This is a genomic window from Azospira sp. (genome assembly GCF_030247495.1).
In the GTDB taxonomy this organism is placed as follows: Bacteria; Pseudomonadota; Gammaproteobacteria; order Burkholderiales; family Rhodocyclaceae; genus Azospira; species Azospira oryzae.
The window spans coordinates 140,790-158,971 of the sequence record NZ_JAOTRW010000004.1 but is presented as its reverse complement, the minus strand read 5'-3'; the positions used below and the strand labels follow the sequence as shown (position 1 = coordinate 158,971).

The 18,182-nt window shown below is 63.1% G+C and carries 19 protein-coding genes and 1 tRNA gene; 19 read left to right on the top strand and 1 reads right to left on the bottom strand.

Features of this window, described 5'->3' with window-relative positions:
- Nucleotides 1-28: 28 nt before the first annotated feature.
- The 11 genes from OEL49_RS06620 (at nt 29) to OEL49_RS06570 (ending at nt 9,466) form a co-directional block, all read left to right on the top strand.
- A tRNA-Thr gene (locus OEL49_RS06620) sits at nt 29-104 on the top strand.
- 152 nt (nt 105-256) lie between these two features.
- Nucleotides 257-1,024: a 3-hydroxyacyl-CoA dehydrogenase gene (locus tag OEL49_RS06615; protein ID WP_014236710.1), complete on the top strand. Its 768-nt coding sequence runs from the start codon at nt 257-259 to the stop codon at nt 1,022-1,024.
- A gap of 70 nt (nt 1,025-1,094) precedes the next feature.
- Nucleotides 1,095-3,536 (top strand): heavy metal translocating P-type ATPase, encoded by a 2,442-nt coding sequence (locus OEL49_RS06610; RefSeq protein WP_014236711.1) that lies wholly within the window; start codon nt 1,095-1,097, stop codon nt 3,534-3,536.
- 13 nt (nt 3,537-3,549) lie between these two features.
- Nucleotides 3,550-3,753: a cbb3-type cytochrome oxidase assembly protein CcoS gene (ccoS, locus tag OEL49_RS06605; protein ID WP_014236712.1), complete on the top strand. Its 204-nt coding sequence runs from the start codon at nt 3,550-3,552 to the stop codon at nt 3,751-3,753.
- A 311-nt stretch (nt 3,754-4,064) separates the two neighbouring features.
- Nucleotides 4,065-5,492 carry a cytochrome-c oxidase, cbb3-type subunit I gene (gene ccoN / locus OEL49_RS06600; RefSeq protein ID WP_014236713.1) on the top strand — a complete coding sequence of 476 codons (1,428 nt, stop codon included), beginning with the start codon at nt 4,065-4,067 and terminating at the stop codon, nt 5,490-5,492.
- An 18-nt stretch (nt 5,493-5,510) separates the two neighbouring features.
- Nucleotides 5,511-6,131 carry a cytochrome-c oxidase, cbb3-type subunit II gene (ccoO, locus tag OEL49_RS06595; RefSeq protein WP_014236714.1) on the top strand — a complete coding sequence of 207 codons (621 nt, stop codon included), beginning with the start codon at nt 5,511-5,513 and terminating at the stop codon, nt 6,129-6,131.
- Nucleotides 6,132-6,134: 3 nt separating this feature from the next.
- On the top strand, nt 6,135-6,323 hold the full coding sequence (locus OEL49_RS06590) for a CcoQ/FixQ family Cbb3-type cytochrome c oxidase assembly chaperone (protein WP_014236715.1): 189 nt from the start codon (nt 6,135-6,137) through the stop codon (nt 6,321-6,323).
- On the top strand, nt 6,320-7,219 hold the full coding sequence (ccoP, locus tag OEL49_RS06585) for a cytochrome-c oxidase, cbb3-type subunit III (RefSeq protein WP_014236716.1): 900 nt from the start codon (nt 6,320-6,322) through the stop codon (nt 7,217-7,219). The genes OEL49_RS06590 and ccoP overlap by 4 nt, the downstream gene beginning before the upstream one ends.
- Before the next feature lie 139 nt (nt 7,220-7,358).
- Nucleotides 7,359-8,771: a cytochrome c oxidase accessory protein CcoG gene (ccoG, locus tag OEL49_RS06580; RefSeq protein ID WP_014236717.1), complete on the top strand. Its 1,413-nt coding sequence runs from the start codon at nt 7,359-7,361 to the stop codon at nt 8,769-8,771.
- A gap of 18 nt (nt 8,772-8,789) precedes the next feature.
- Nucleotides 8,790-9,314 (top strand): FixH family protein, encoded by a 525-nt coding sequence (locus OEL49_RS06575; protein ID WP_014236718.1) that lies wholly within the window; start codon nt 8,790-8,792, stop codon nt 9,312-9,314.
- A gap of 17 nt (nt 9,315-9,331) precedes the next feature.
- The gene (locus tag OEL49_RS06570; RefSeq protein ID WP_014236719.1) at nt 9,332-9,466 is read left to right on the top strand and encodes a DUF3149 domain-containing protein; all 135 of its coding nucleotides are present in this window, start codon (nt 9,332-9,334) and stop codon (nt 9,464-9,466) included.
- A gap of 69 nt (nt 9,467-9,535) precedes the next feature.
- On the opposite strand, the gene OEL49_RS06565 is transcribed toward OEL49_RS06570, so the two are convergent.
- The gene (locus OEL49_RS06565; RefSeq protein ID WP_014236720.1) at nt 9,536-9,979 is read right to left on the bottom strand and encodes a universal stress protein; all 444 of its coding nucleotides are present in this window, start codon (nt 9,977-9,979) and stop codon (nt 9,536-9,538) included.
- Between the two features lie 117 nt (nt 9,980-10,096).
- Here OEL49_RS06565 and OEL49_RS06560 point away from each other — a divergent pair, with 117 nt between their 5' ends.
- The 8 genes from OEL49_RS06560 (at nt 10,097) to OEL49_RS06525 (ending at nt 18,180) form a co-directional block, all read left to right on the top strand.
- Nucleotides 10,097-11,521 (top strand): MBL fold metallo-hydrolase RNA specificity domain-containing protein, encoded by a 1,425-nt coding sequence (locus tag OEL49_RS06560; RefSeq protein ID WP_014236721.1) that lies wholly within the window; start codon nt 10,097-10,099, stop codon nt 11,519-11,521.
- A gap of 45 nt (nt 11,522-11,566) precedes the next feature.
- Nucleotides 11,567-13,324 (top strand): PHA/PHB synthase family protein, encoded by a 1,758-nt coding sequence (locus tag OEL49_RS06555; RefSeq protein ID WP_014236722.1) that lies wholly within the window; start codon nt 11,567-11,569, stop codon nt 13,322-13,324.
- 120 nt (nt 13,325-13,444) lie between these two features.
- On the top strand, nt 13,445-14,608 hold the full coding sequence (locus tag OEL49_RS06550) for an NAD(P)H-dependent flavin oxidoreductase (protein ID WP_014236723.1): 1,164 nt from the start codon (nt 13,445-13,447) through the stop codon (nt 14,606-14,608).
- A complete protein-coding gene (locus tag OEL49_RS06545) occupies nt 14,605-15,270 on the top strand; it encodes a chemotaxis protein (RefSeq protein WP_287874243.1) in 666 nt (221 codons plus the stop codon). The genes OEL49_RS06550 and OEL49_RS06545 overlap by 4 nt, the downstream gene beginning before the upstream one ends.
- Entirely contained in the window at nt 15,270-16,010 is a 741-nt protein-coding gene (locus OEL49_RS06540) for an MBL fold metallo-hydrolase (protein WP_014236725.1), read from the top strand. The genes OEL49_RS06545 and OEL49_RS06540 overlap by 1 nt, the downstream gene beginning before the upstream one ends.
- A 124-nt stretch (nt 16,011-16,134) precedes the next feature.
- On the top strand, nt 16,135-16,587 hold the full coding sequence (locus OEL49_RS06535; protein WP_014236726.1) for a hemerythrin domain-containing protein: 453 nt from the start codon (nt 16,135-16,137) through the stop codon (nt 16,585-16,587).
- Nucleotides 16,584-16,823: a DUF2249 domain-containing protein gene (locus OEL49_RS06530; RefSeq protein ID WP_014236727.1), complete on the top strand. Its 240-nt coding sequence runs from the start codon at nt 16,584-16,586 to the stop codon at nt 16,821-16,823. The genes OEL49_RS06535 and OEL49_RS06530 overlap by 4 nt, the downstream gene beginning before the upstream one ends.
- 58 nt (nt 16,824-16,881) lie before the next feature.
- On the top strand, nt 16,882-18,180 hold the full coding sequence (locus OEL49_RS06525; RefSeq protein ID WP_014236728.1) for a hypothetical protein: 1,299 nt from the start codon (nt 16,882-16,884) through the stop codon (nt 18,178-18,180).
- The last annotated feature ends 2 nt before the right edge of the window (nt 18,181-18,182 follow it).

Sequence of the window (18,182 nt, the reverse complement as noted above, 5' to 3'; positions counted from 1 at the left end):
CCCGGATGTGCAATCCGGATGGTTTTTTGCCGGTGTAGCTCAGTTGGTAGAGCAGCGCATTCGTAATGCGAAGGTCGTAGGTTCGACTCCTATCTCCGGCACCAATTCCAGGAAAAAGGGCAGCTCTCCGGAGCTGCCCTTTTTTTTGTTTCCGTCTGCCCTGGCGACTCGGGGCGGGTCGGCATTTCCATACGCTACCGTCTGGAAATGCTATAGAATCCGTCGGTCATTATTTTGAGGACGAGGAGAACACAATATGGAACTCAAAGAGAGCGTATTCGTTGTTACCGGCGGTGGTTCCGGCCTGGGTGCCGCGACGGCCCGCATGATCGTGGCCGGCGGCGGCAAGGTGGTCCTGGCCGACGTGAACAAGGCAGCCGGCGAGGCCCTGGCGGCGGAACTGGGCGCCAATGCCCGCTTCGCCGAAACCGACGTGACCAATGAAGCCAGCGCCAAGGCGGCCGTCGAACTGGCCGTCTCCACCTTCGGCAAGCTCAATGGCCTGGTGAACTGCGCCGGCGTGGCGCCGGCGGAGAAGGTGCTGGGCAAGGAAGGTCCCCATCGCCTGGAGAGCTTTGCCAAGGTCATCAACATCAACCTGGTGGGCTCCTTCAACATGATCCGCCTGGCCACCGAAGTCATGGCCAAGGGCGAACCCAATGCTCAGGGCGAGCGCGGCGTCATCGTCAGTACCGCCTCCGTGGCCGCCTTCGACGGCCAGCTGGGCCAGGCTGCCTATGCCGCCTCCAAGGGCGGCGTCGTGGCCATGACCCTGCCCATCGCCCGGGAACTGGCCCGCAGCGGCATCCGCGTCATGACCATCGCCCCGGGCATCATGGAAACCCCCATGCTCATGGGCATGCCCCAGGAAGTGCAGGACTCCCTGGGCAAGATGGTGCCGTTCCCCTCCCGCATGGGCAAACCGGCCGAATACGCTGCCCTGGTGCGCCACATCGTGGAGAACTCCTACCTCAATGGCGAAGTGATCCGTCTGGACGGCGCCATTCGCATGGCGGCGAAATAACTTATACTGCGGGCCTGTCAGTCCCACCCAAAGGCGCGGGCAATGCTCGCGCCTTTCTTATTTGCGAGCCATGAGCAAAGGCGCCTGTTACCACTGTGGTCAGCCCGTTCCGGATGACGTCGATCTGACGGTCCGGGTCTCCGAATCTCCCCGTGCCATGTGTTGTATCGGTTGCCAGGCGGTGGCCCAGGCCATCGTGGACAACGGCCTGGACGACTACTACCGCAACCGGGATGCCCTGCCCGAATCGAAGCGGGAAGCCCTGCCCGAGGTGCTGGACAACCTGCGCCTCTTTGACCACGCCGATTTCCAGAAAAGTTTCGTGCGCGCCCTGGGCGAGAACGAGCGGGAAGCCTCCCTGATCCTGGAAGGCATTACCTGCGCCGCCTGCATCTGGCTCAACGAACAGCACATCTCCCATCTGCCCGGGGTTGCCGGGGTGGATATCAACTACACCACGCGCCGCGCCCGGGTGCGCTGGGACGAGAGCAAGATCAAGCTTTCCGACATCCTGGCGGCCATCTCGGCCATCGGCTACCGGGCCTACCCCTATGATCCGGCCCGGACCGAGGAGCTGGCCCGCAAGGAACGCCGGGACGCCCTGTGGCGCGTCTGGGTGGCCGGTTTCGGCATGATGCAGGTGATGATGTACGCCATCCCCGTCTATATGGCGGAAGGGGACATGACGGCGGATATCGAATCCCTGATGCGCTGGGCCAGTCTGTTGCTGACCCTGCCGGTGGTCTTCTATTCGGCAGCCCCCTTCTTCCGCAATGCCTGGCGCGACCTCAAGTTCCGCCGGGTCGGCATGGACGTGCCGGTGGCCCTGGGCGTCGGTTCGGCCTTCGCCGCCAGCATCTGGGCCACTTTCGTCGCCGACGGCGAGGTCTATTTCGACTCGGTGACCATGTTCGTGTTTTTCCTGCTGGGCGGGCGATTCCTGGAAATGAATGCGCGCCAGCGTGCCGTCGGCGTCACCGAAGCCCTGGCCAAGCTGCTGCCGGCCTTTGCCGAGCGCCTCGTCGCCTATCCCCAGGACCGCACGCCGGGCAAAGTGGTGGTGGCCGACCTGCGGGCGGGGGATGTCGTCCTGGTGCGTCCCGGCGGCACCATTCCCTCCGACGGGCGGGTGCTGGAAGGGACGAGTTCGGTCAATGAATCGCTCCTCACCGGTGAGAGCCTGCCGGTGTCCAAGCGGGTCGGAGATACAGTCACCGGCGGCGCCATCAATGTGGAAAGCCCCCTGGTGGTGCGGGTCGAACAGGTAGGGGAGGGCACCCGGCTCTCCGCCATCGTGCGCCTGATGGAACGGGCGGCCATGGAAAAGCCGCGGATCGTCGAGATGGCTGATCGCATCGCCAGCCGTTTTGTCGCCGCCCTGCTGCTGGTGGCGGCGGCCGTCGCCCTGGCCTGGTGGTTCATCGATCCGGCCCGGGCCCTGTGGATCACCGTTTCCGTGCTGGTGGTGACCTGCCCCTGCGCCCTCTCCCTGGCCACCCCGATCGCCCTTACGGTGGCCAGCGGTGTGCTGGCCCGGGAAGGGCTGCTGGTGACCCGGGGTCATGCCATCGAAACCCTGGCCCGCTCCACCCATGTCGTCTTCGACAAGACCGGTACCCTGACCTCGGGCCGCATGCGCCTGCTGGAGGTCCTGCCGCTAGGGACTGTCGGTGCCGAGGACGGTTTGCGGCTGGCGGGAGCGCTGGAAGGGGCTTCCGAGCATCCCATCGCCCAGGTATTCCGCAGCAAGGCGGCGCAGCTGGCCGCCTGGCCCCATGGCACCGAAGTCGTCACCAGTATTCCGGGGAGCGGCATTTCCGGGGTGCTGGGCGGTGTCGAATACCGTATCGGCCGTCCCGACTTCGTCGCCGAACTGGTGGGGGCTGCCCTGCCTGACTCTGCCCGGGGCTTTGCCGCCCGGGGCGATACGGTGATTGCCCTGGGGGCGGCGAGCGGCTGGATTGCCCTGTTCGCCCTGGGGGACGAGATCCGGGCCGAGGCGCCGGCCCTGGTGGCCGATCTGCTGGCCTCGGGGCGCCAGGTGGTGCTGCTTTCCGGCGATGCCCCGGAGGCGGCGGCCCGGGTGGCCGCCCTGCTCGGCATCCAGGACGTCCATGGCGGTGTCTCGCCCCAGGGCAAGCACGATTTTGTCTCCCGCCTGCAGGAGGCCGGCGCCGTGGTGGCCATGGTGGGGGATGGGGTTAACGACGCCCCGGTCCTGGCCCAGGCCCAGGTGTCCGTGGCCATGGGCGGCGGCGCCCAGCTGGCGCGGACCCAGGCCGACCTGATCCTGCTGTCGGAGAACCTGGATCATCTGCGGCGCGGCATTGCCCTTTCCGGCAAGGCGCTACGCATCATCCGGCAGAACCTGGTATGGTCCTTTGCCTATAATTTCATCGCCCTGCCTCTGGCCATGTTCGGTTTCATCACGCCCTGGATGGCCGGCATCGGCATGTCCGGCAGTTCCCTGCTGGTAGTGCTCAATTCCCTGCGGCTGCAACGCCCCCTTTAGCGGAGTTTCGTCCATGGAAAGCCTGTATCTGCTGATTCCCCTCTCGGTCGTTCTGGTCTTCGCCATTGGCGTCGCCTTCTGGTGGTCGGTGCGCAACGGCCAGTTCGACGATCTGGAGGGGCCCGCCTACCGCATCCTGATGGACGACGAACTGCCCGGGAAGCGGGATGGGGCTGCGACTGCCAAGGGGGCGGAGGAGGGGGCGGGGGAGAAATAACCCTGGTTTGATCTGGGTCAACAATCCCAAACGGGGCATCAGAGAGAATCCTTCTCGTTTTGGAAGTCCCTCATTTTGTTGGGGGCTTCGCCAAGTTTGTTTCTCTGTTGGGGTTGGGGTGCGTTTGTAACGCACCCTTTTTTTTGCCCATTTTTTTGATGTGGTCCGCCGCCTTTTTGACTTTGTGCGAGACGGCTTGATCTATGTCAAAAGGCGCGGGGCTCCGCTACAATAGCATCCCTGCGATGCTGCCCAAGGGTTCATAGGGAGGTGGCATGAAGATTATCTTTTCCTAGTCGAGAGGTGGGTCCATGTCGGAAACGCAATCCACATACAACTATAAGGTAGTACGGCAATTTGCCATCATGACCGTAGTCTGGGGCATTGTTGGCATGCTTGTCGGTGTCATCATTGCCGCCCAGCTGGTCTGGCCGGAGCTCAATTTCGGGCCCTGGTTGACCTATGGTCGTCTTCGTCCGCTGCATACCAATGCAGTGATTTTTGCTTTTGGCGGTTGTGCGCTGTTTGCAACCTCCTACTGGGTGGCGCAGCGTACCTGCCACACTCGTCTGTTCTCCGACGGACTGGCTGCCTTTACGTTCTGGGGCTGGCAGATCGTCATCCTGCTGGCTGCTGTTAGCCTGCCCCTGGGTATCACCACCGGCAAGGAATATGCCGAACTGGAATGGCCGATCGATATCCTGATCACCCTGGTGTGGGTTGCCTACGCCCTGGTGTTCTTCGGTACCCTGATCAAGCGCAAGGTTAGCCACATCTACGTTGCCAACTGGTTCTACGGCGGCATGATCCTGGCTGTGGCTCTGCTGCACCTGGTGAACAGCGCCGAAATCCCGGTCTCCATGCTGAAGTCCTACTCCGCCTACGCCGGCGTGCAGGATGCCATGGTGCAGTGGTGGTACGGCCACAATGCGGTGGGCTTCTTCCTGACCGCCGGCTTCCTGGGCATGATGTACTACTTCGTGCCGAAGCAGGCTGAGCGTCCGGTTTACTCCTATCGCCTGTCCGTGGTGCACTTCTGGGCCCTGATCTTCACCTACATGTGGGCAGGTCCTCACCATCTGCACTACACCGCCCTGCCCGACTGGACCCAGTCCATCGGCATGCTGTTCTCCTTGATCCTGCTGGCTCCCTCCTGGGGCGGTATGATCAACGGCATCATGACCCTGTCCGGCGCCTGGCATAAGCTGCGTGACGATCCCATCCTGAAGTTCCTGATCACTTCCCTGTCTTTCTACGGTATGTCGACCTTCGAAGGTCCGATGATGTCCGTGAAGTCCGTGAATGCCCTGTCCCACTACACTGACTGGACCGTTGGTCACGTGCATGCTGGTGCTCTGGGCTGGGTGGCGATGGTTTCCGTTGGCTCCCTGTACTACCTGATCCCCCGCCTGTTCGGCGCCAAGCAGATGTACAGCGTCAAGCTGGTCACCGTGCACTTCTGGATCGCTACCATCGGCGTGGTGCTGTACATCGCTTCCATGTGGATCGCCGGTGTGATGCAAGGCCTGATGTGGCGCGCCTTCAACCCTGATGGCACCCTGACCTACAGCTTCGTCGAAGCGGTGAAGGGCTCCTACCCGTTCTGGACCATCCGTCTGGTTGGTGGTGTTCTGTTCCTGGGCGGTATGCTGATCATGTTCTACAACGTGCTGAAGACCATCGGTCAGAGCCAAGGCGCCGACGAGCGCATCATGGCCCCTGCCGCTCATCACGCTTAATCAGGGAGAACGCTACAAATGCTTACGCATGAACAAATCGAAAAGAACGCTGGTTGGCTGATCGTTCTGACCGTCATCGTGATCAGTTTCGGTGGCGCTCTGGAAATCGTTCCGCTCTTCTTCCAGAAGTCCACGACCCAGGCGGTTGAAGGCGTGAAGCCTTACGATCCTGTCCGCCTGGCTGGCCGCGATGTGTATATCCGGGAAGGCTGCTACAACTGCCACTCCCAGATGGTCCGTCCGTTCCGGGCCGAGACCGAGCGCTATGGTCACTACTCTGTTGCTGGTGAGTTCGTTTATGACCACCCGTTCCAGTGGGGTTCCAAGCGTACCGGTCCCGATCTGGCCCGTGTTGGCGAGCGTTACTCCAACGAGTGGCACGTTGCTCACCTGAACAATCCTCGCGATGTCGTTCCTGAGTCCAACATGCCGGCTTACCCCTTCCTGGCCAAGAGCAAGGCCAAGGACAGCGTGGGTGCCGACATCGAGGCCAAGATGCGGGCTCTGCGCAAGGTCGGTGTTCCTTACACCGACGCGGAGATTGCCGGTGCCAAGGCCGAGATTGGCGACAAGACCGAGCTCGACGTTCTGATCGCCTACCTCCAAGGCATGGGCACTGCCCTGAAGAACACCAAGTAAGGTATGGACATCAACGATCTGCGTTCCATCGTGACGGTGCTGGCATTTATGTCGTTCGTCGGCATCGTCTGGTGGGCTTATGGCAAGGGGGCCCGCAAGGGCTTTGACGAAGCGGCCAACTTGCCCTTCGCAGATGACGATGCGGAAGTGATCACCGATCTCTCCCGCAAAGAAGAGAGGAAAACATCATGAGCGATTTCGTTAGCGAGTTTTGGAACTTGTACGTCGTCGTAATCTCGCTGGTGTCTATCATCGGCTGCGGCATTTTCTTGAAATTTCAGAGCGTCCACAAGGGCTCCACGGATACCACCGGGCACGTGTGGGACGAGACTCTGGCTGAGTACAACAACCCTCTGCCTGCCTGGTGGAAGTGGATGTTCTACATCACCATCGTCTTCGCTCTGGTGTATCTGGCCCTGTATCCCGGCCTGGGCAAGTTCCAGGGCGTGCTGGGTTGGTCTTCCGTTGGCCAGTACAAGGCTGAAGTGAAGAAGGCTGACGACACCTACGGTCCCATCTACGACAAGTACCTGAAGATGGATCTGAAGGCTGTTGCTGCCGACAAGGAAGCCAACGAAATGGGCAAGCGCCTGTTCCTGACCTACTGCTCCCAGTGTCACGGTTCTGATGCCCGCGGTTCCAAGGGCTTCCCTAACCTGGCCGATGCCGACTGGCAGTGGGGCGGTGAGGCCGATACCGTCAAGACCACCATCCTGGAAGGTCGTAACGGTGTGATGCCTCCTCACGCTCAACTGGGCGACGAGACCATCAAGAACCTGGCCAACTTCGTCCGCTCCCTGTCCGGTCTGCCGCACGATGCCGTGCTGGCCGCCAAGGGCAAGGAAGCCTTCGGTACCGTCGGTTGCACCGGCTGCCATGGTCCGGAAGCTACCGGCACCCCGGCTCTGGGCGCCCCCAACCTGACCGACAAGGTCTGGCTGTACGGCTCCTCCGAGGCTACCATCACCGAGACCATCAAGAACGGCCGCAACAACCGCATGCCGGCTTGGAAGGACTTCCTGGGTGAAGGCAAGGTGCACATCTTGGCCGCCTACGTGCTGAGCCTGTCCGGCGCCGAGAAGAAGTAATGCTGTAGTCAAAAGGAAGCGCGGTGCAGAGATTCTGTGCCGCGCTTTTTTTTCACCGTGCATGAGCTGTGACCTGTATCAAAATCGCAGTGCGGGCATGACCCGGTACTGCGATTCTGATAAACGTTAAGAGCAAGCAATGAGCCAGATCGAGAACGGCAATTCAGCTGTACCGGAAGCGAATGGGTCTCTCTACGAAAAGCACAAGAAGATCTACGTGCGGGCCGCCTCCGGCCTCTTCAACAATTGGCGTTGGGGGATGGTGTTCCTCACCCAGGCCCTGTTCTACGGGCTCTGCTGGGTCGACTGGAATGGCCGCCAGGCGGTCCTGTTCCATCTGGTCGAGCGCAAGTTCTATATTTTCGGCATGGTGTTCTGGCCCCAGGATGTCTTTTACCTGGCGCTGCTGCTGATCATTTCCGCCTATGCCCTGTTCCTGTTTACTGCGGTGGCCGGGCGGCTCTTTTGCGGCTATGCCTGCCCCCAGACCGTCTACACCGAACTGTTTCTCTGGATAGAAGCCAAGGTCGAAGGTGACCGGCCCGCCCGCATGAAGCTGGACAAGGGGCCGCTGGATGGGCGCAAACTGCGCCTGAAAACCACCAAGCATGCCCTGTGGCTGATCCTTTCGCTGTGGACCGGTTTTACCCTGGTGGGCTATTTCACCCCCGTCAAGGAGCTGGTGGCCTCCATTCCTTCCTTCGGCTTCGGCCCCTGGGAAATCTTCTGGATCCTGTTTTACGCCGGTTTCACCTACATGCAGGCCGGCTTCCTGCGGGAGCAGGTGTGCAAGTACATGTGCCCCTATGCCCGTTTCCAGGGGGTCATGTTCGATCCGGATACCCTGATCATCACCTATGACCCGGAACGGGGTGAGCCGCGGGGCGCGCGCAAGAAAGGGATCGACCCCCGTAGCGAGGGCAAGGGCGACTGCGTCGATTGTGGCATCTGCGTTCAGGTATGTCCGACCGGTATCGATATCCGCAACGGACTGCAGTACGAGTGCATCGGCTGTTCCGCCTGTATTGACGCCTGCGACGAGGTGATGGACAAGATGTCCTATCCGCGGGGCCTGATCCGCTACTCCACGGAGAATGCCCTGGCCAAGCACTACACGCCCAAGGAAATGGTGGCCCATGTGATGCGGCCCCGGGTGCTGCTCTATTCTGCCATTCTCGGCATGATCATCCTGGCGACAGCCTGGGGGCTCGGTACCCGCATTCCGCTCAAGGTGGACGTCATCCGCGACCGCGCGACCCTGGCCCGGGAAGCCGACGACGGGCGCATCGAGAACATCTACACTCTGCGCATCATGAACACCGAAGAAGCGCCGCGGCGCTATGCCCTCAGCGTCAGCGGGCTGCCGGGGGCCGAGATCATCGGCGAGCGCATCGTCGAGGTGCCTGCCGCCACCACCGAGTCGGTCCTGGTGTCCGTGCGTGTGCCGCCCGAGTCCGGTACCAAGGGTGCCAACCATATTTTCTTTGAAATCCAGGCCCAGAATCACGACAAGGTGCGCGTCAGTGAAAAGGCCAGTTTCATGCTTCCCTGATTTTTCAAGCGAGCCCCTATGAGAACTGCTGCACAACCCTGGTACCGCGAGCCCTGGCCCTGGATCCTGGCTGCCGGCCCTGTCGCTGTCATCCTGGCAGGCATCGTCACCGTCTGGCTTGCCATCAAGAGCAACGACGGCCTGGTGGCGGACGATTACTACAAGCAGGGCCTGGAGGTGAACCAGGTCATTCAGCGGGATCGCAGGGCCGAGGAATTGGGGCTCCAGGCGGAAGTCTTCGCCGGTAACAACGGCAGCTTCCGCGTCCTGCTCACGAGCACCCAGGGTGCGGCCCTGCCGGAGAATGTGCGCCTGAAACTGGCCCACCCGGCCAAGGCCGGATTCGATCAGGAAATTACCCTGGCATCCGATGGTCAGGGCGCCTATAGTGGCAAATTGAATAATCCCATCGTCGGCAATCGCTGGCTGGTGCGTCTTGAGGACGAATCCGGCAACTGGCGTCTGTCCGCCGAGTGGGCAATGGAAAAGCAAGAGTCGCTGTCTATGAAAGTGACCGCACCGGTTTCTTCTTCTAATCGTTAATAACGGGAGGTAACACCATGGCTTGGAAGGAATTGTTTTCCACTGATATCGGTCTGCTGAGTCTCTTCACCATCGGCTTTGTGGTGGTGATGGGCGCCTACTTCGGCGTCTATTTCAGCAAGAAAATGAACGAGAAGCCCGGTCAGAAGTAATCCGGTCTCCGTCAAAGCAAAAGGCCTGGAATTTCCAGGCCTTTTTCATTTGCGGCAACTGATCCGGGATCAGCGATACACCAGCACCGGCACCTTGGAGTGGGTCAGGACCTTGTTGGTCTCGCTGCCCAGTAACAGGCCGGTGATGCCCTTGCGGCCATGGGAGGCCATGAAGATGAGGTCGCAGGCGGACTTTTCGGCCGTCTCGATGATGGCCTCATAGGGAATGTCGCTGGTGACGGCGACCGTGGTGCAGGGTACGGCATTGGCCTGGCAGAGTTGCTCCACCTGACCCAGGAATTCGTTGGCCTGGTTGTCGGCCAGTTCGGCAAATTTCTCCGGCGTGGTCGGATCGATCAGAGCACCTTCACCGTAGTAGGTGACGGGATACTCGGGCTTGGCGTAGAAGGCGGTAATGCGGGCGCCGCATTCCTTGGCGAAGGAGACCGCCTTCTTGGCCGTCTCGCGGGAGAGTTCGGAACCGTCGGTAGGGAGTAGGATGTGCTTGAACATGTGAGGGGCTCCTCTATGGGAAAAAATCTCTAGGCCCCATCCTAAGTCAGTTTTGACGGAAGTCAAAACCCTAGCCACTCTTGGGGCGAGAATGGCATAAACGCAAGGAGTGTATCGATGTCGCTGCAGGGCAAGATTCAGGTCAGCATGCATGGTGCGGCCGGTGAGGTCACCGGGTCGTGCACCCTGGTGGAAATGGAAGGGCTGCGCTTCCTGGTGGATTGCGGCATGTTCCAGGGGGGCGGCGATGCCTACGGCAAGAACCAGCGCGCGCTGGCTTTTGACGTGCGCCATCTGGACTTCGTCCTGCTGACCCACGCCCATATCGACCATTCCGGACTGCTGCCGCGCCTGGCCATGCTGGGCTATCGCGGCCCCATCTACGCCACCGCCGCCACGACCGACCTGCTGCAGGTGCTGCTGCTCGATTCGGCCCATATCCAGGAGAAGGAGTCGGAGTGGCAGTTGCGTCGCAGCCACCGCTCCGGCCGCGGCGGGCGCGGTCTGCAGCCGCCGCTCTATACGGTGACCCAGGCCCAGGAGTGCCTGAAGCTGCTGCGTGCCGTCGATTACGACACCCCCCTGCATCCGGCATCCGGTGTCAGCGTGCGTTTCCGGGATGCGGGTCACATTTTGGGGTCGGCCATTCTGGAGGTGCAGATCGACACGGCCGACGGTCCGCGCAAGCTGGTGTTCTCGGGCGACCTGGGGCAGCCGGGGCGCCCCGTGCTGCGGGACCCCGAGTTCATCGCCGAGGCCGACCTGCTCTGCATCGAATCGACCTACGGCAACCGGGTGCACCGGCCCCTGGAGGATACCGAGGCGGAGTTGATCCGGGCCTTTGAGCACACGTTCGGCGAGAAGCGCGGCAACATCATCATCCCCGCCTTCGCCGTGGGGCGGACCCAGGAAATCCTCTATGTCCTTGGCGGTCTGGTGCGGCAGGGGCGGCTGCCCCACCTGAAGATTTACGTGGATTCCCCCATGGCCGATGCGGCCACCCGCATCACCCTCAAGTACCGCCATCTGTGGGACGACGAAACCCGGGACCTGATGGCCTGGCAGGAAGCCAATCCCCAGGCGGTGCGGGTGCATTTCACCGCCGACGTGGAAGAGTCCATGGCCCTCAACGACATCCGGGAAGGCGCCGTGATCATCTCCGCCAGCGGCATGTGCGATGCGGGACGCATCAAGCACCACCTGGCCTACAACCTGCCCCGTCCCGAGAGCACGGTGCTGATTACCGGCTTCCAGGCGGCTGGCACCCTGGGGCGTCGATTGGTGGATGGGGCCCGGACCGTGCGCCTGTTCGGCCAGATCGTGCCGGTGCGGGCGGACGTGCATACCATCGGCGGCCTCTCCGCCCATGCGGACCAGCAGGCGCTGCTGGACTGGGTCGGACACTTTTCCCGGGCGCCGGGCCAGGTGCGGGTCGTCCATGGCGAGCCGGAGGCTGCCGAGGCCCTGCGCGATGCCATCGAACAGCGCTACGGCTGGGCCAATGTGGCCGTAGCCCGTTGCAACGACCCTGTCATAGTTTGATATAAAATTCCTCTTCCAGCGTCAGTCCTAAAAAGGCAGAAAACCATGGCGGCCAACCCCAATTCAGCTTCCTCCTCCAAGCACCACAAGAGCATCAACCTCTCGGGAGCCAGTCCCCTGGAAGACATGGGGGAGAAACTGGAGAAGCAGGTCGATCCTTTTGGCATCACCACCTCCATGCTCAATGCCCAGGCCGCCTGGCTGATGCATCCCCAGGAGCTGAGCCGCGTCATGACGGGTCTTTCCGGCGACCTGCTGGCCCTCCAGGCCCACGTCATGCGCCGGGCCCTGGGCCTGCCTTCCGAGGATGTGGTGCGCCCCCACGAGGATGACAGCCGTTTTTCAGATCCGGTATGGGAGCAGTCCCCGACCTGGGACATCATGAAGGAGTGGTATCTGGCCATGACCCACCGGCTGGAGGACATGTACTTCGAGACCCCCGGACTGTCGGACAAGGAGCGCCGCCGCGCCGCCTTCTGGCTGCGCAAGTGGCTCAATGCCGTGGCGCCCACCAATTTCTTCTGGACCAACCCGGTGGCCCTGCGCAAGTTCGTCGAGAGCAAGGGAGAGTCCCTGGCCCGGGGCATGGAGAACTATCTCAAGGACAGCCAGTCCGGCACCGTGCGCATGGTGGACGAGGATGCCTTCAAGGTCGGCGTCGATCTGGCGACCACGCCCGGCCAGGTGGTGTTCCGCAACCGCCTGGTGGAACTGATCCAGTACACCCCGACCACGGCCCAGGTCTACAAACAGCCCATCGTCATCGTCACGCCCTGGATCAACAAGTTCTACATTCTGGACCTGACCGCCAAGAAGAGCCTGGTGCGCTATCTGGTGGAGAAGGGCTTCACGGTTTTCATCACCAGCTGGAAAAATCCGACCGAGGACATGTCCCAGGTCACCTACGAAGACTATGTGACTGAGGGCGTGCATGAGGTCATGGAAGCCGCCCGCACCATCTGCAAGGTGCCTCAGGTCAATGCGGTGGGCTACTGCATCGGCGGCACCACCCTGACGGCTTACATGGCCTGGGCCAACCGCAAGTTCGGCAGTGCCGACAAGGTGCCGGTGTCCTCCTGGACCCTGTTCACCACCCTGACGGATTTCTCCCGTCCCGGCGACATCGAGGTCTTCGTGGATCCGGCCAGCGTCAAGTGGATCGAGGATTCCATGGCCAAGAAGGGCTACCTCGACGGCAAGGAAATGATGTCCTCCTTCCGCATGCTGCGTTCCAACAGCCTGATCTGGCACTACTACGTGCACAGCTACCTCTACGGCGAGCCCCTGGCGCCTTTCGACGTGCTGTTCTGGAACGTGGACAGCACCCGCATGCCTTACGCCATGCATTCCTACTACCTGCGGGAGATGTACCTCAACAATAATCTGGTGAAGAAGGATGCCCTTACCATCGGCGGTGAGGCCATCGACCTGGAACGCATCACCCAGCCTCTCTATGCAGTGACGGCGGAGGACGACCATATCGCCCCCTGGCGCCAGTGCTATCGCATCCGCAAGTACGTCAGTGCGCCGACCCGGTTCGTGCTGTCCACTTCCGGCCACATCCTCGGTATCGTCAATCCGCCGGTGAATCCGCCCAAGCGCAGCTACTGGGTGGGCGAGCCGGAGCGGGGCGAGAATATCGAGCGTTGGGAAGCGGCGGCCGAGAAGCGTCCTGGCAGCTGGTGGGAGGACTGGGTGCAGTGGCTGGTGCCCAAGAGTGGCGCCCTGGTGGCCCCGCCCAAGCCCCACAAGGATTTTCCGGCCCTGGCGCCGGCGCCGGGCACCTACGTGCTGGAACCCTGAGGCAGGCATGGGAAGGGGAAAGCCCGGCGGGGGAGCTACGACAAAAGGCTTAATCCAGATCAAGCCAAGCATCCCGGATTGTGATATCGTGGGCGGCTTTGTTTTTAGGCCCCAGACTCGATGAGCTCCACCGCTTTCCCCCCTCTCAAAATCAAAGGTAAGACCCTGGTGCCCATCGTCCAGGGGGGAATGGGGGTCGGTATTTCCGCCCACCGCCTGGCTGGTACCGTCGCCTCCCTCAACGGGGTGGGGACCATCGCCAGCGTCGATCTGCGCCGCCACCACCCGGACCTGATGGCCGAGACCGGCCGTTCCCGCAACCGGGAAGCCATCGAAAAGGCCAACCTGATCGCCCTCGACCGGGAAATCAAGATGGCCCAGGACATCGCCCAGGGCCGCGGCGTCATCGCCGTGAACGTCATGCGGGCGGTGACCCAGTACCAGGATTACGTGCGTCAGTCCTGTCAGTCCGGCGCCGAGGCCATCGTCATGGGTGCCGGCCTGCCCCTGGATCTGCCCGAATTGACCGAGGGCTACCCGGACGTGGCCCTGGTGCCCATTCTTTCCGACGTGCGCGGCATCGTGCTGCTGCTGAAGAAATGGATGCGCAAGAACCGCCTCCCCGACGCCATCGTCATCGAACATCCCCGCTACGCCGGCGGCCACCTGGGTGCCGCCAAGAAGGAGGATGTGAACGATCCCCGCTTCAACTTCGAGGTGGTCATCCCCGGCGTGCTGGAAGCCTTCGAGGAAATGGGCATTGCTTCCGAGAAGATTCCCCTGATTCCGGCTGGCGGCATCAACAGCCACGAACGGGTGCGGGAGCTGATCGACATGGGCGCTGCCGCCGTGCAGCTGGGCAGTGCCTTCGCCGTGGCCGAAGAGGGCGACGCCGACATCGAATTCAAGAAGGTCCTGGCCGGCGCCAAGGACAAGGACGTGGTGGACTTCATGAGCTGTGCCGGCCTGCCGGCCCGGGCAGTGAAGACCCCCTGGCTGGAAAAGTACCTGAACCGGGAAGAAAAGCTCATGGCTGCCGCCGCCGGCAAGGAGCACAAATGCACCCTGGCCTGGGACTGCCTGCTGCAGTGCGGCCTGCGGGACAGCAACCCCAAGCATGGCCAGTTCTGCATCGACAACCAGTTGGCTGCCGCCGTCACCGGCGACGTGCAGAAGGGCCTTTTCTTCCGCGGCGCCTCCAGCCTGCCGTTTGGTTCCGCCATTCGCCCCGTGCGAGAATTGATGCATTATCTGCTGACTGGCGAAAAACCCGTCTTCACATGACCTCCACGGCGCTGCAGGTTTCCGACACCTACCCGGCATCCCATTCCGGCATTCGTGCCGCGGAAGGAACTGCCGGGGCGTCCCTGGACCTGCTGCGCATCGTGCGCATCAACGAACAGATCAAGGCGGTGGTGGCCGTCGCCTTCAAGATCAACATCATGGCCCTGAACGCCATCTTCCTGGCCAAGCGGGCCGGCAGTGCCGCCCTCGGCTTCGGCGTTCTCTCCAACGAATTGCGAGTCTTCTCCCGGGACCTGCGGACCCAGATGGAGTCCCTGCGCCAGCTGATCCACGCCTCCGTGGTGGAAGTGTCCCGCCTGCTGCAGCATTCCCGCTATTCCCGCCTGCTGGCGGCCGGTGTCCAGCTTTCCGGCGGCAACGCCCGCCTGGAAGAGGTGCTGCGGCGGCGCGACCGGGAGGCCCAGGTGCGGCGCGAGACCCTTTCCCGCCTGCGGCGCGAGCTGAAGCTGGCCCTGGAAGATGCTTTCCAGCTGGTGGAGCTGGGCGGCGTGCTGGCCAAGTCGGCCAAGATCGAAGCCGCCTACGGGCAAAGCTTTGCCGGGGCCCTGGCCCAGGTTTCCGGCGAGTTCGACGGCATTGTCGAAGAGATCCGCGGTTCCCTGGAGACCCTGAAAAAATCCAGCTTCTTCGGGGGGAGATAATGAAAAAGACCCAGACCATCTTTCAGGACGGCACCCACAAGTGGGTGGCCATCGTGCGCGATCCGGAACGTCCCGACTCCCTCATCGACACCAATGAGTACCTGGTGGCCAACGGCGTCCAGGGGCTGATCCTGGACCCGGGCGGCGCCGAGATTTTCCCGGCGGTGTTCTCCGCCCTGGCGGCCGAGTTCGATCCGTCCGCAGTGGTCGGCCTGTTCGCTTCCCACCAGGACCCGGACATCATCTCCTCCCTGGCCATGTGGCTGGAATTCAATCCCAAGATGCACTGCTACACCAGCTGGCTCTGGGAGAGCTTCATTCCCCATTTCGGCGGCACCAGCGACACCTTCGTGCCCATTCCCGACGAGGGTATGGAGATCGGCCTCAACGGCCTCACCCTGACGGCGGTGCCGGCCCACTACCTGCATTCCTCCGGCAATTTCCACCTCTACGACCGCCAGGCCCGCATGTACTTCTCCGGCGACGTCGGCGCCGCCCTGCTGCCGCCCGAGGAGGCTGGCCTCTTCGTCGAGGATTTTGACCGCCACATCAAGCACGCCGAAGGCTTCCACCGTCGCTGGATGGGTTCCAACGAAGCCAAGCGCCGCTGGTGCGAGCGGGTGGCCCAGATGGAAATCGACATGCTCTGCCCCCAGCACGGCGCTATCTACCAGGGGGCCGACGTGCAGCGCTTCATCAACTGGTTCGACGAGCTGCAGGTCGGCATCCTGCGCGGCTGAGCGGCCTCTCCCGCCCTCCTGTTTCGCCCGGCGCCGGACACCTGTCCGGCGCTTTTGATTCCAGTCAAGGAGTCCTCCTGCCGGGCTGGGCAGAATCTGCCTGAACCCCAGAGAGGAAGCAGGCATGACCCCCATCCGAGACTACATGAGTGGCGACCACCGCCGCTGCGACGACCTGTTCGCGGCCGTGGAGCAGTCCCTCGCCCAACCCGACCCGGCCTTGCCGGCCCAGCTCTTCGCCGATTTCTGCCAAGCCACCCTGGCCCATTTCCAGGCGGAAGAGGAAACCCTCTTTCCCGCCTTCGAGCAGGCCACCGGCATCCGCATGGGGCCCACCCAGATGATGCGGCTGGAACATGTGCAGATGCGCAGTCTCATGGACGAGGCGCGCCAGGCCCTGGCCGCCGGCGACCAGGACGACTACCTGGGGGCGGCCGAGACCCTGCTGATCCTCATGCAGCAGCACAACCTGAAGGAAGAAAACGTCTTGTATCCCATGTGCGACGAACATCTGGCCGGGCATGCCGGTGAGCTGCTGCCCCTGCTGCAGAAGACCACCGGGAGTGCCCAGTCATGAGTGCCCGCGACGAAGCCACCCTGGTGGTGGATGCCCGCATGATGGAGCCGCCCGAACCCTTCGTGCGCACCATGGAGGGCCTGGATGAGCTGAAGGACGGGGAAAAGATGCTGCTCCTGCTCTACCGGGAGCCCCATCCCCTGTACCGCACCCTGGTGAACAACGGCTATACCTACCGTTCCCAGACCGCAGAAGACGGCACGGTGGAGATTCTCATCTGGAAGGTGGCGGCCTGAGGTCCCTGGCGCCGGCCCGTCGCCGCTGATCGTCACGCCGCCGCCCAGGACGCTTCCCATGCAAGCCATGCTGTCCTTCGACCAGGCCCCGCCCCTGGCGGCGCCCCTGCGCTTCTTCCTCAGCGCCCCCCTGTTCGCGGCGGCCGCCGGCCTGCTCCTGCTGCTCCTCGGGCCGGAGCTGCTGGCCTCCCGCTGGACCGCCGGCGCCCTGGCCTTCACCCACCTGCTGACGGCCGGCTTCATGCTGCAGACCATGGTCGGTGCCCTGCTGCAGATCCTGCCGGTGGCCACCGGCGCCGGCGTGGCCCGGCCCCTGGGCGTGGCCCGGGCGGTGCACGGCCTGCTTACCCTGGGGCTGCTGTTCCTGGTGGGGGCCTTCCTCACCTACCGCAGCGAACTGTTCCAGGGCGCCCTGTTGTGTCTCGGTGGCGGCATTCTTATCTTCCTCGTTGCCGTCGGCCGGGCCCTGGTTCAGATTCCCATGGGCAGCACCATCCAGTGGGCCCTCAAGCTGGCCGTGGCCGGCCTCGGCGTGACGGTGCTGCTGGGCCTGTCCATGCTGGTCAACCTGGCCTGGGGGCTGTCCTGGCCCCTGCTGGAAATCACCGGCATCCACCTGGCCTGGGGCCTGGTGGGCTGGGGCGTGCTGCTGCTGTCCGGCGTCGCCTACGTGGTGGTGCCCATGTTCCTCCTGACGCCGGCTTTTCCCGGCTGGCTGACCCGGCTCCTGGCGCCCCTGCTGTTCCTGCTGCTGGCCCTGTGGAGCGGCGCCGAGGCGGCCGGCTGGGGCGGCGCCCCCCTCCTGGCGGCCCTGGTGGCGGCCGGTTGCGGCACCTTTGCCCTGGCGACCCTGTGGTTGCTGGTGCGCAGCAAGCGGGCCAGGCTCGATGCCACCCAGCGCTACTGGCGGCTGGGGCTGGCCTGCGCCGTCGGCGGGGCGGCCCTGTGGGCGGTGGGGCAGCTGTGGCCGGCCCTGGGCCTGTGGCCCGGGCTGCCCCTGCTGCTGGGCATGCTCCTGCTGGTGGGCGGGTTCATGTCGGTGATCACCGGCATGCTGTACAAGATCGTGCCCTTCCTCATCTGGCTGCATCTGCAGAACGCGGGCCAGGGCCGGGTGCTGGCGCCGAACATGAAGCGCATCCTGGCCGAGAGCGCCATGGCGCGGCAGATGGCGGCCCATGCCGCTTCCCTGGCCCTGCTGCTGGCCGCCGTGGTCCGCCCCGCCTGGTTCGCCTGGCCGGCCGGACTGGCCCTGCTGCTGTCCAACCTGTGGTTGCTGGTGAACCTCTGGCGCTGCCTGCAGGTCTATCGGCGGCACCTGCGGCATATCGGCGAGCAACTCGCCACGGCTGCCTGATT

What these genes read in the sequence shown, in the direction of transcription:
- OEL49_RS06555 (WP_014236722.1), top strand. Translation starts at nt 11,567, where the DNA reads ATGGCGGCCAACCCCAATTCAGCTTCCTCCTCCAAGCACCACAAGAGC.
- OEL49_RS06565 (WP_014236720.1), bottom strand. Translation starts at nt 9,979, where the DNA reads ATGTTCAAGCACATCCTACTCCCTACCGACGGTTCCGAACTCTCCCGC.
- OEL49_RS06575 (WP_014236718.1), top strand. Translation starts at nt 8,790, where the DNA reads ATGAGAACTGCTGCACAACCCTGGTACCGCGAGCCCTGGCCCTGGATC.
- OEL49_RS06550 (WP_014236723.1), top strand. Translation starts at nt 13,445, where the DNA reads ATGAGCTCCACCGCTTTCCCCCCTCTCAAAATCAAAGGTAAGACCCTG.
- OEL49_RS06540 (WP_014236725.1), top strand. Translation starts at nt 15,270, where the DNA reads ATGAAAAAGACCCAGACCATCTTTCAGGACGGCACCCACAAGTGGGTG.
- OEL49_RS06560 (WP_014236721.1), top strand. Translation starts at nt 10,097, where the DNA reads ATGTCGCTGCAGGGCAAGATTCAGGTCAGCATGCATGGTGCGGCCGGT.
- OEL49_RS06610 (WP_014236711.1), top strand. Translation starts at nt 1,095, where the DNA reads ATGAGCAAAGGCGCCTGTTACCACTGTGGTCAGCCCGTTCCGGATGAC.
- ccoO (WP_014236714.1), top strand. Translation starts at nt 5,511, where the DNA reads ATGCTTACGCATGAACAAATCGAAAAGAACGCTGGTTGGCTGATCGTT.
- OEL49_RS06535 (WP_014236726.1), top strand. Translation starts at nt 16,135, where the DNA reads ATGACCCCCATCCGAGACTACATGAGTGGCGACCACCGCCGCTGCGAC.
- ccoN (WP_014236713.1), top strand. Translation starts at nt 4,065, where the DNA reads ATGTCGGAAACGCAATCCACATACAACTATAAGGTAGTACGGCAATTT.
- ccoG (WP_014236717.1), top strand. Translation starts at nt 7,359, where the DNA reads ATGAGCCAGATCGAGAACGGCAATTCAGCTGTACCGGAAGCGAATGGG.
- ccoP (WP_014236716.1), top strand. Translation starts at nt 6,320, where the DNA reads ATGAGCGATTTCGTTAGCGAGTTTTGGAACTTGTACGTCGTCGTAATC.
- ccoS (WP_014236712.1), top strand. Translation starts at nt 3,550, where the DNA reads ATGGAAAGCCTGTATCTGCTGATTCCCCTCTCGGTCGTTCTGGTCTTC.
- OEL49_RS06615 (WP_014236710.1), top strand. Translation starts at nt 257, where the DNA reads ATGGAACTCAAAGAGAGCGTATTCGTTGTTACCGGCGGTGGTTCCGGC.
- OEL49_RS06590 (WP_014236715.1), top strand. Translation starts at nt 6,135, where the DNA reads ATGGACATCAACGATCTGCGTTCCATCGTGACGGTGCTGGCATTTATG.
- OEL49_RS06545 (WP_287874243.1), top strand. Translation starts at nt 14,605, where the DNA reads ATGACCTCCACGGCGCTGCAGGTTTCCGACACCTACCCGGCATCCCAT.
- OEL49_RS06530 (WP_014236727.1), top strand. Translation starts at nt 16,584, where the DNA reads ATGAGTGCCCGCGACGAAGCCACCCTGGTGGTGGATGCCCGCATGATG.
- OEL49_RS06570 (WP_014236719.1), top strand. Translation starts at nt 9,332, where the DNA reads ATGGCTTGGAAGGAATTGTTTTCCACTGATATCGGTCTGCTGAGTCTC.
- OEL49_RS06525 (WP_014236728.1), top strand. Translation starts at nt 16,882, where the DNA reads ATGCAAGCCATGCTGTCCTTCGACCAGGCCCCGCCCCTGGCGGCGCCC.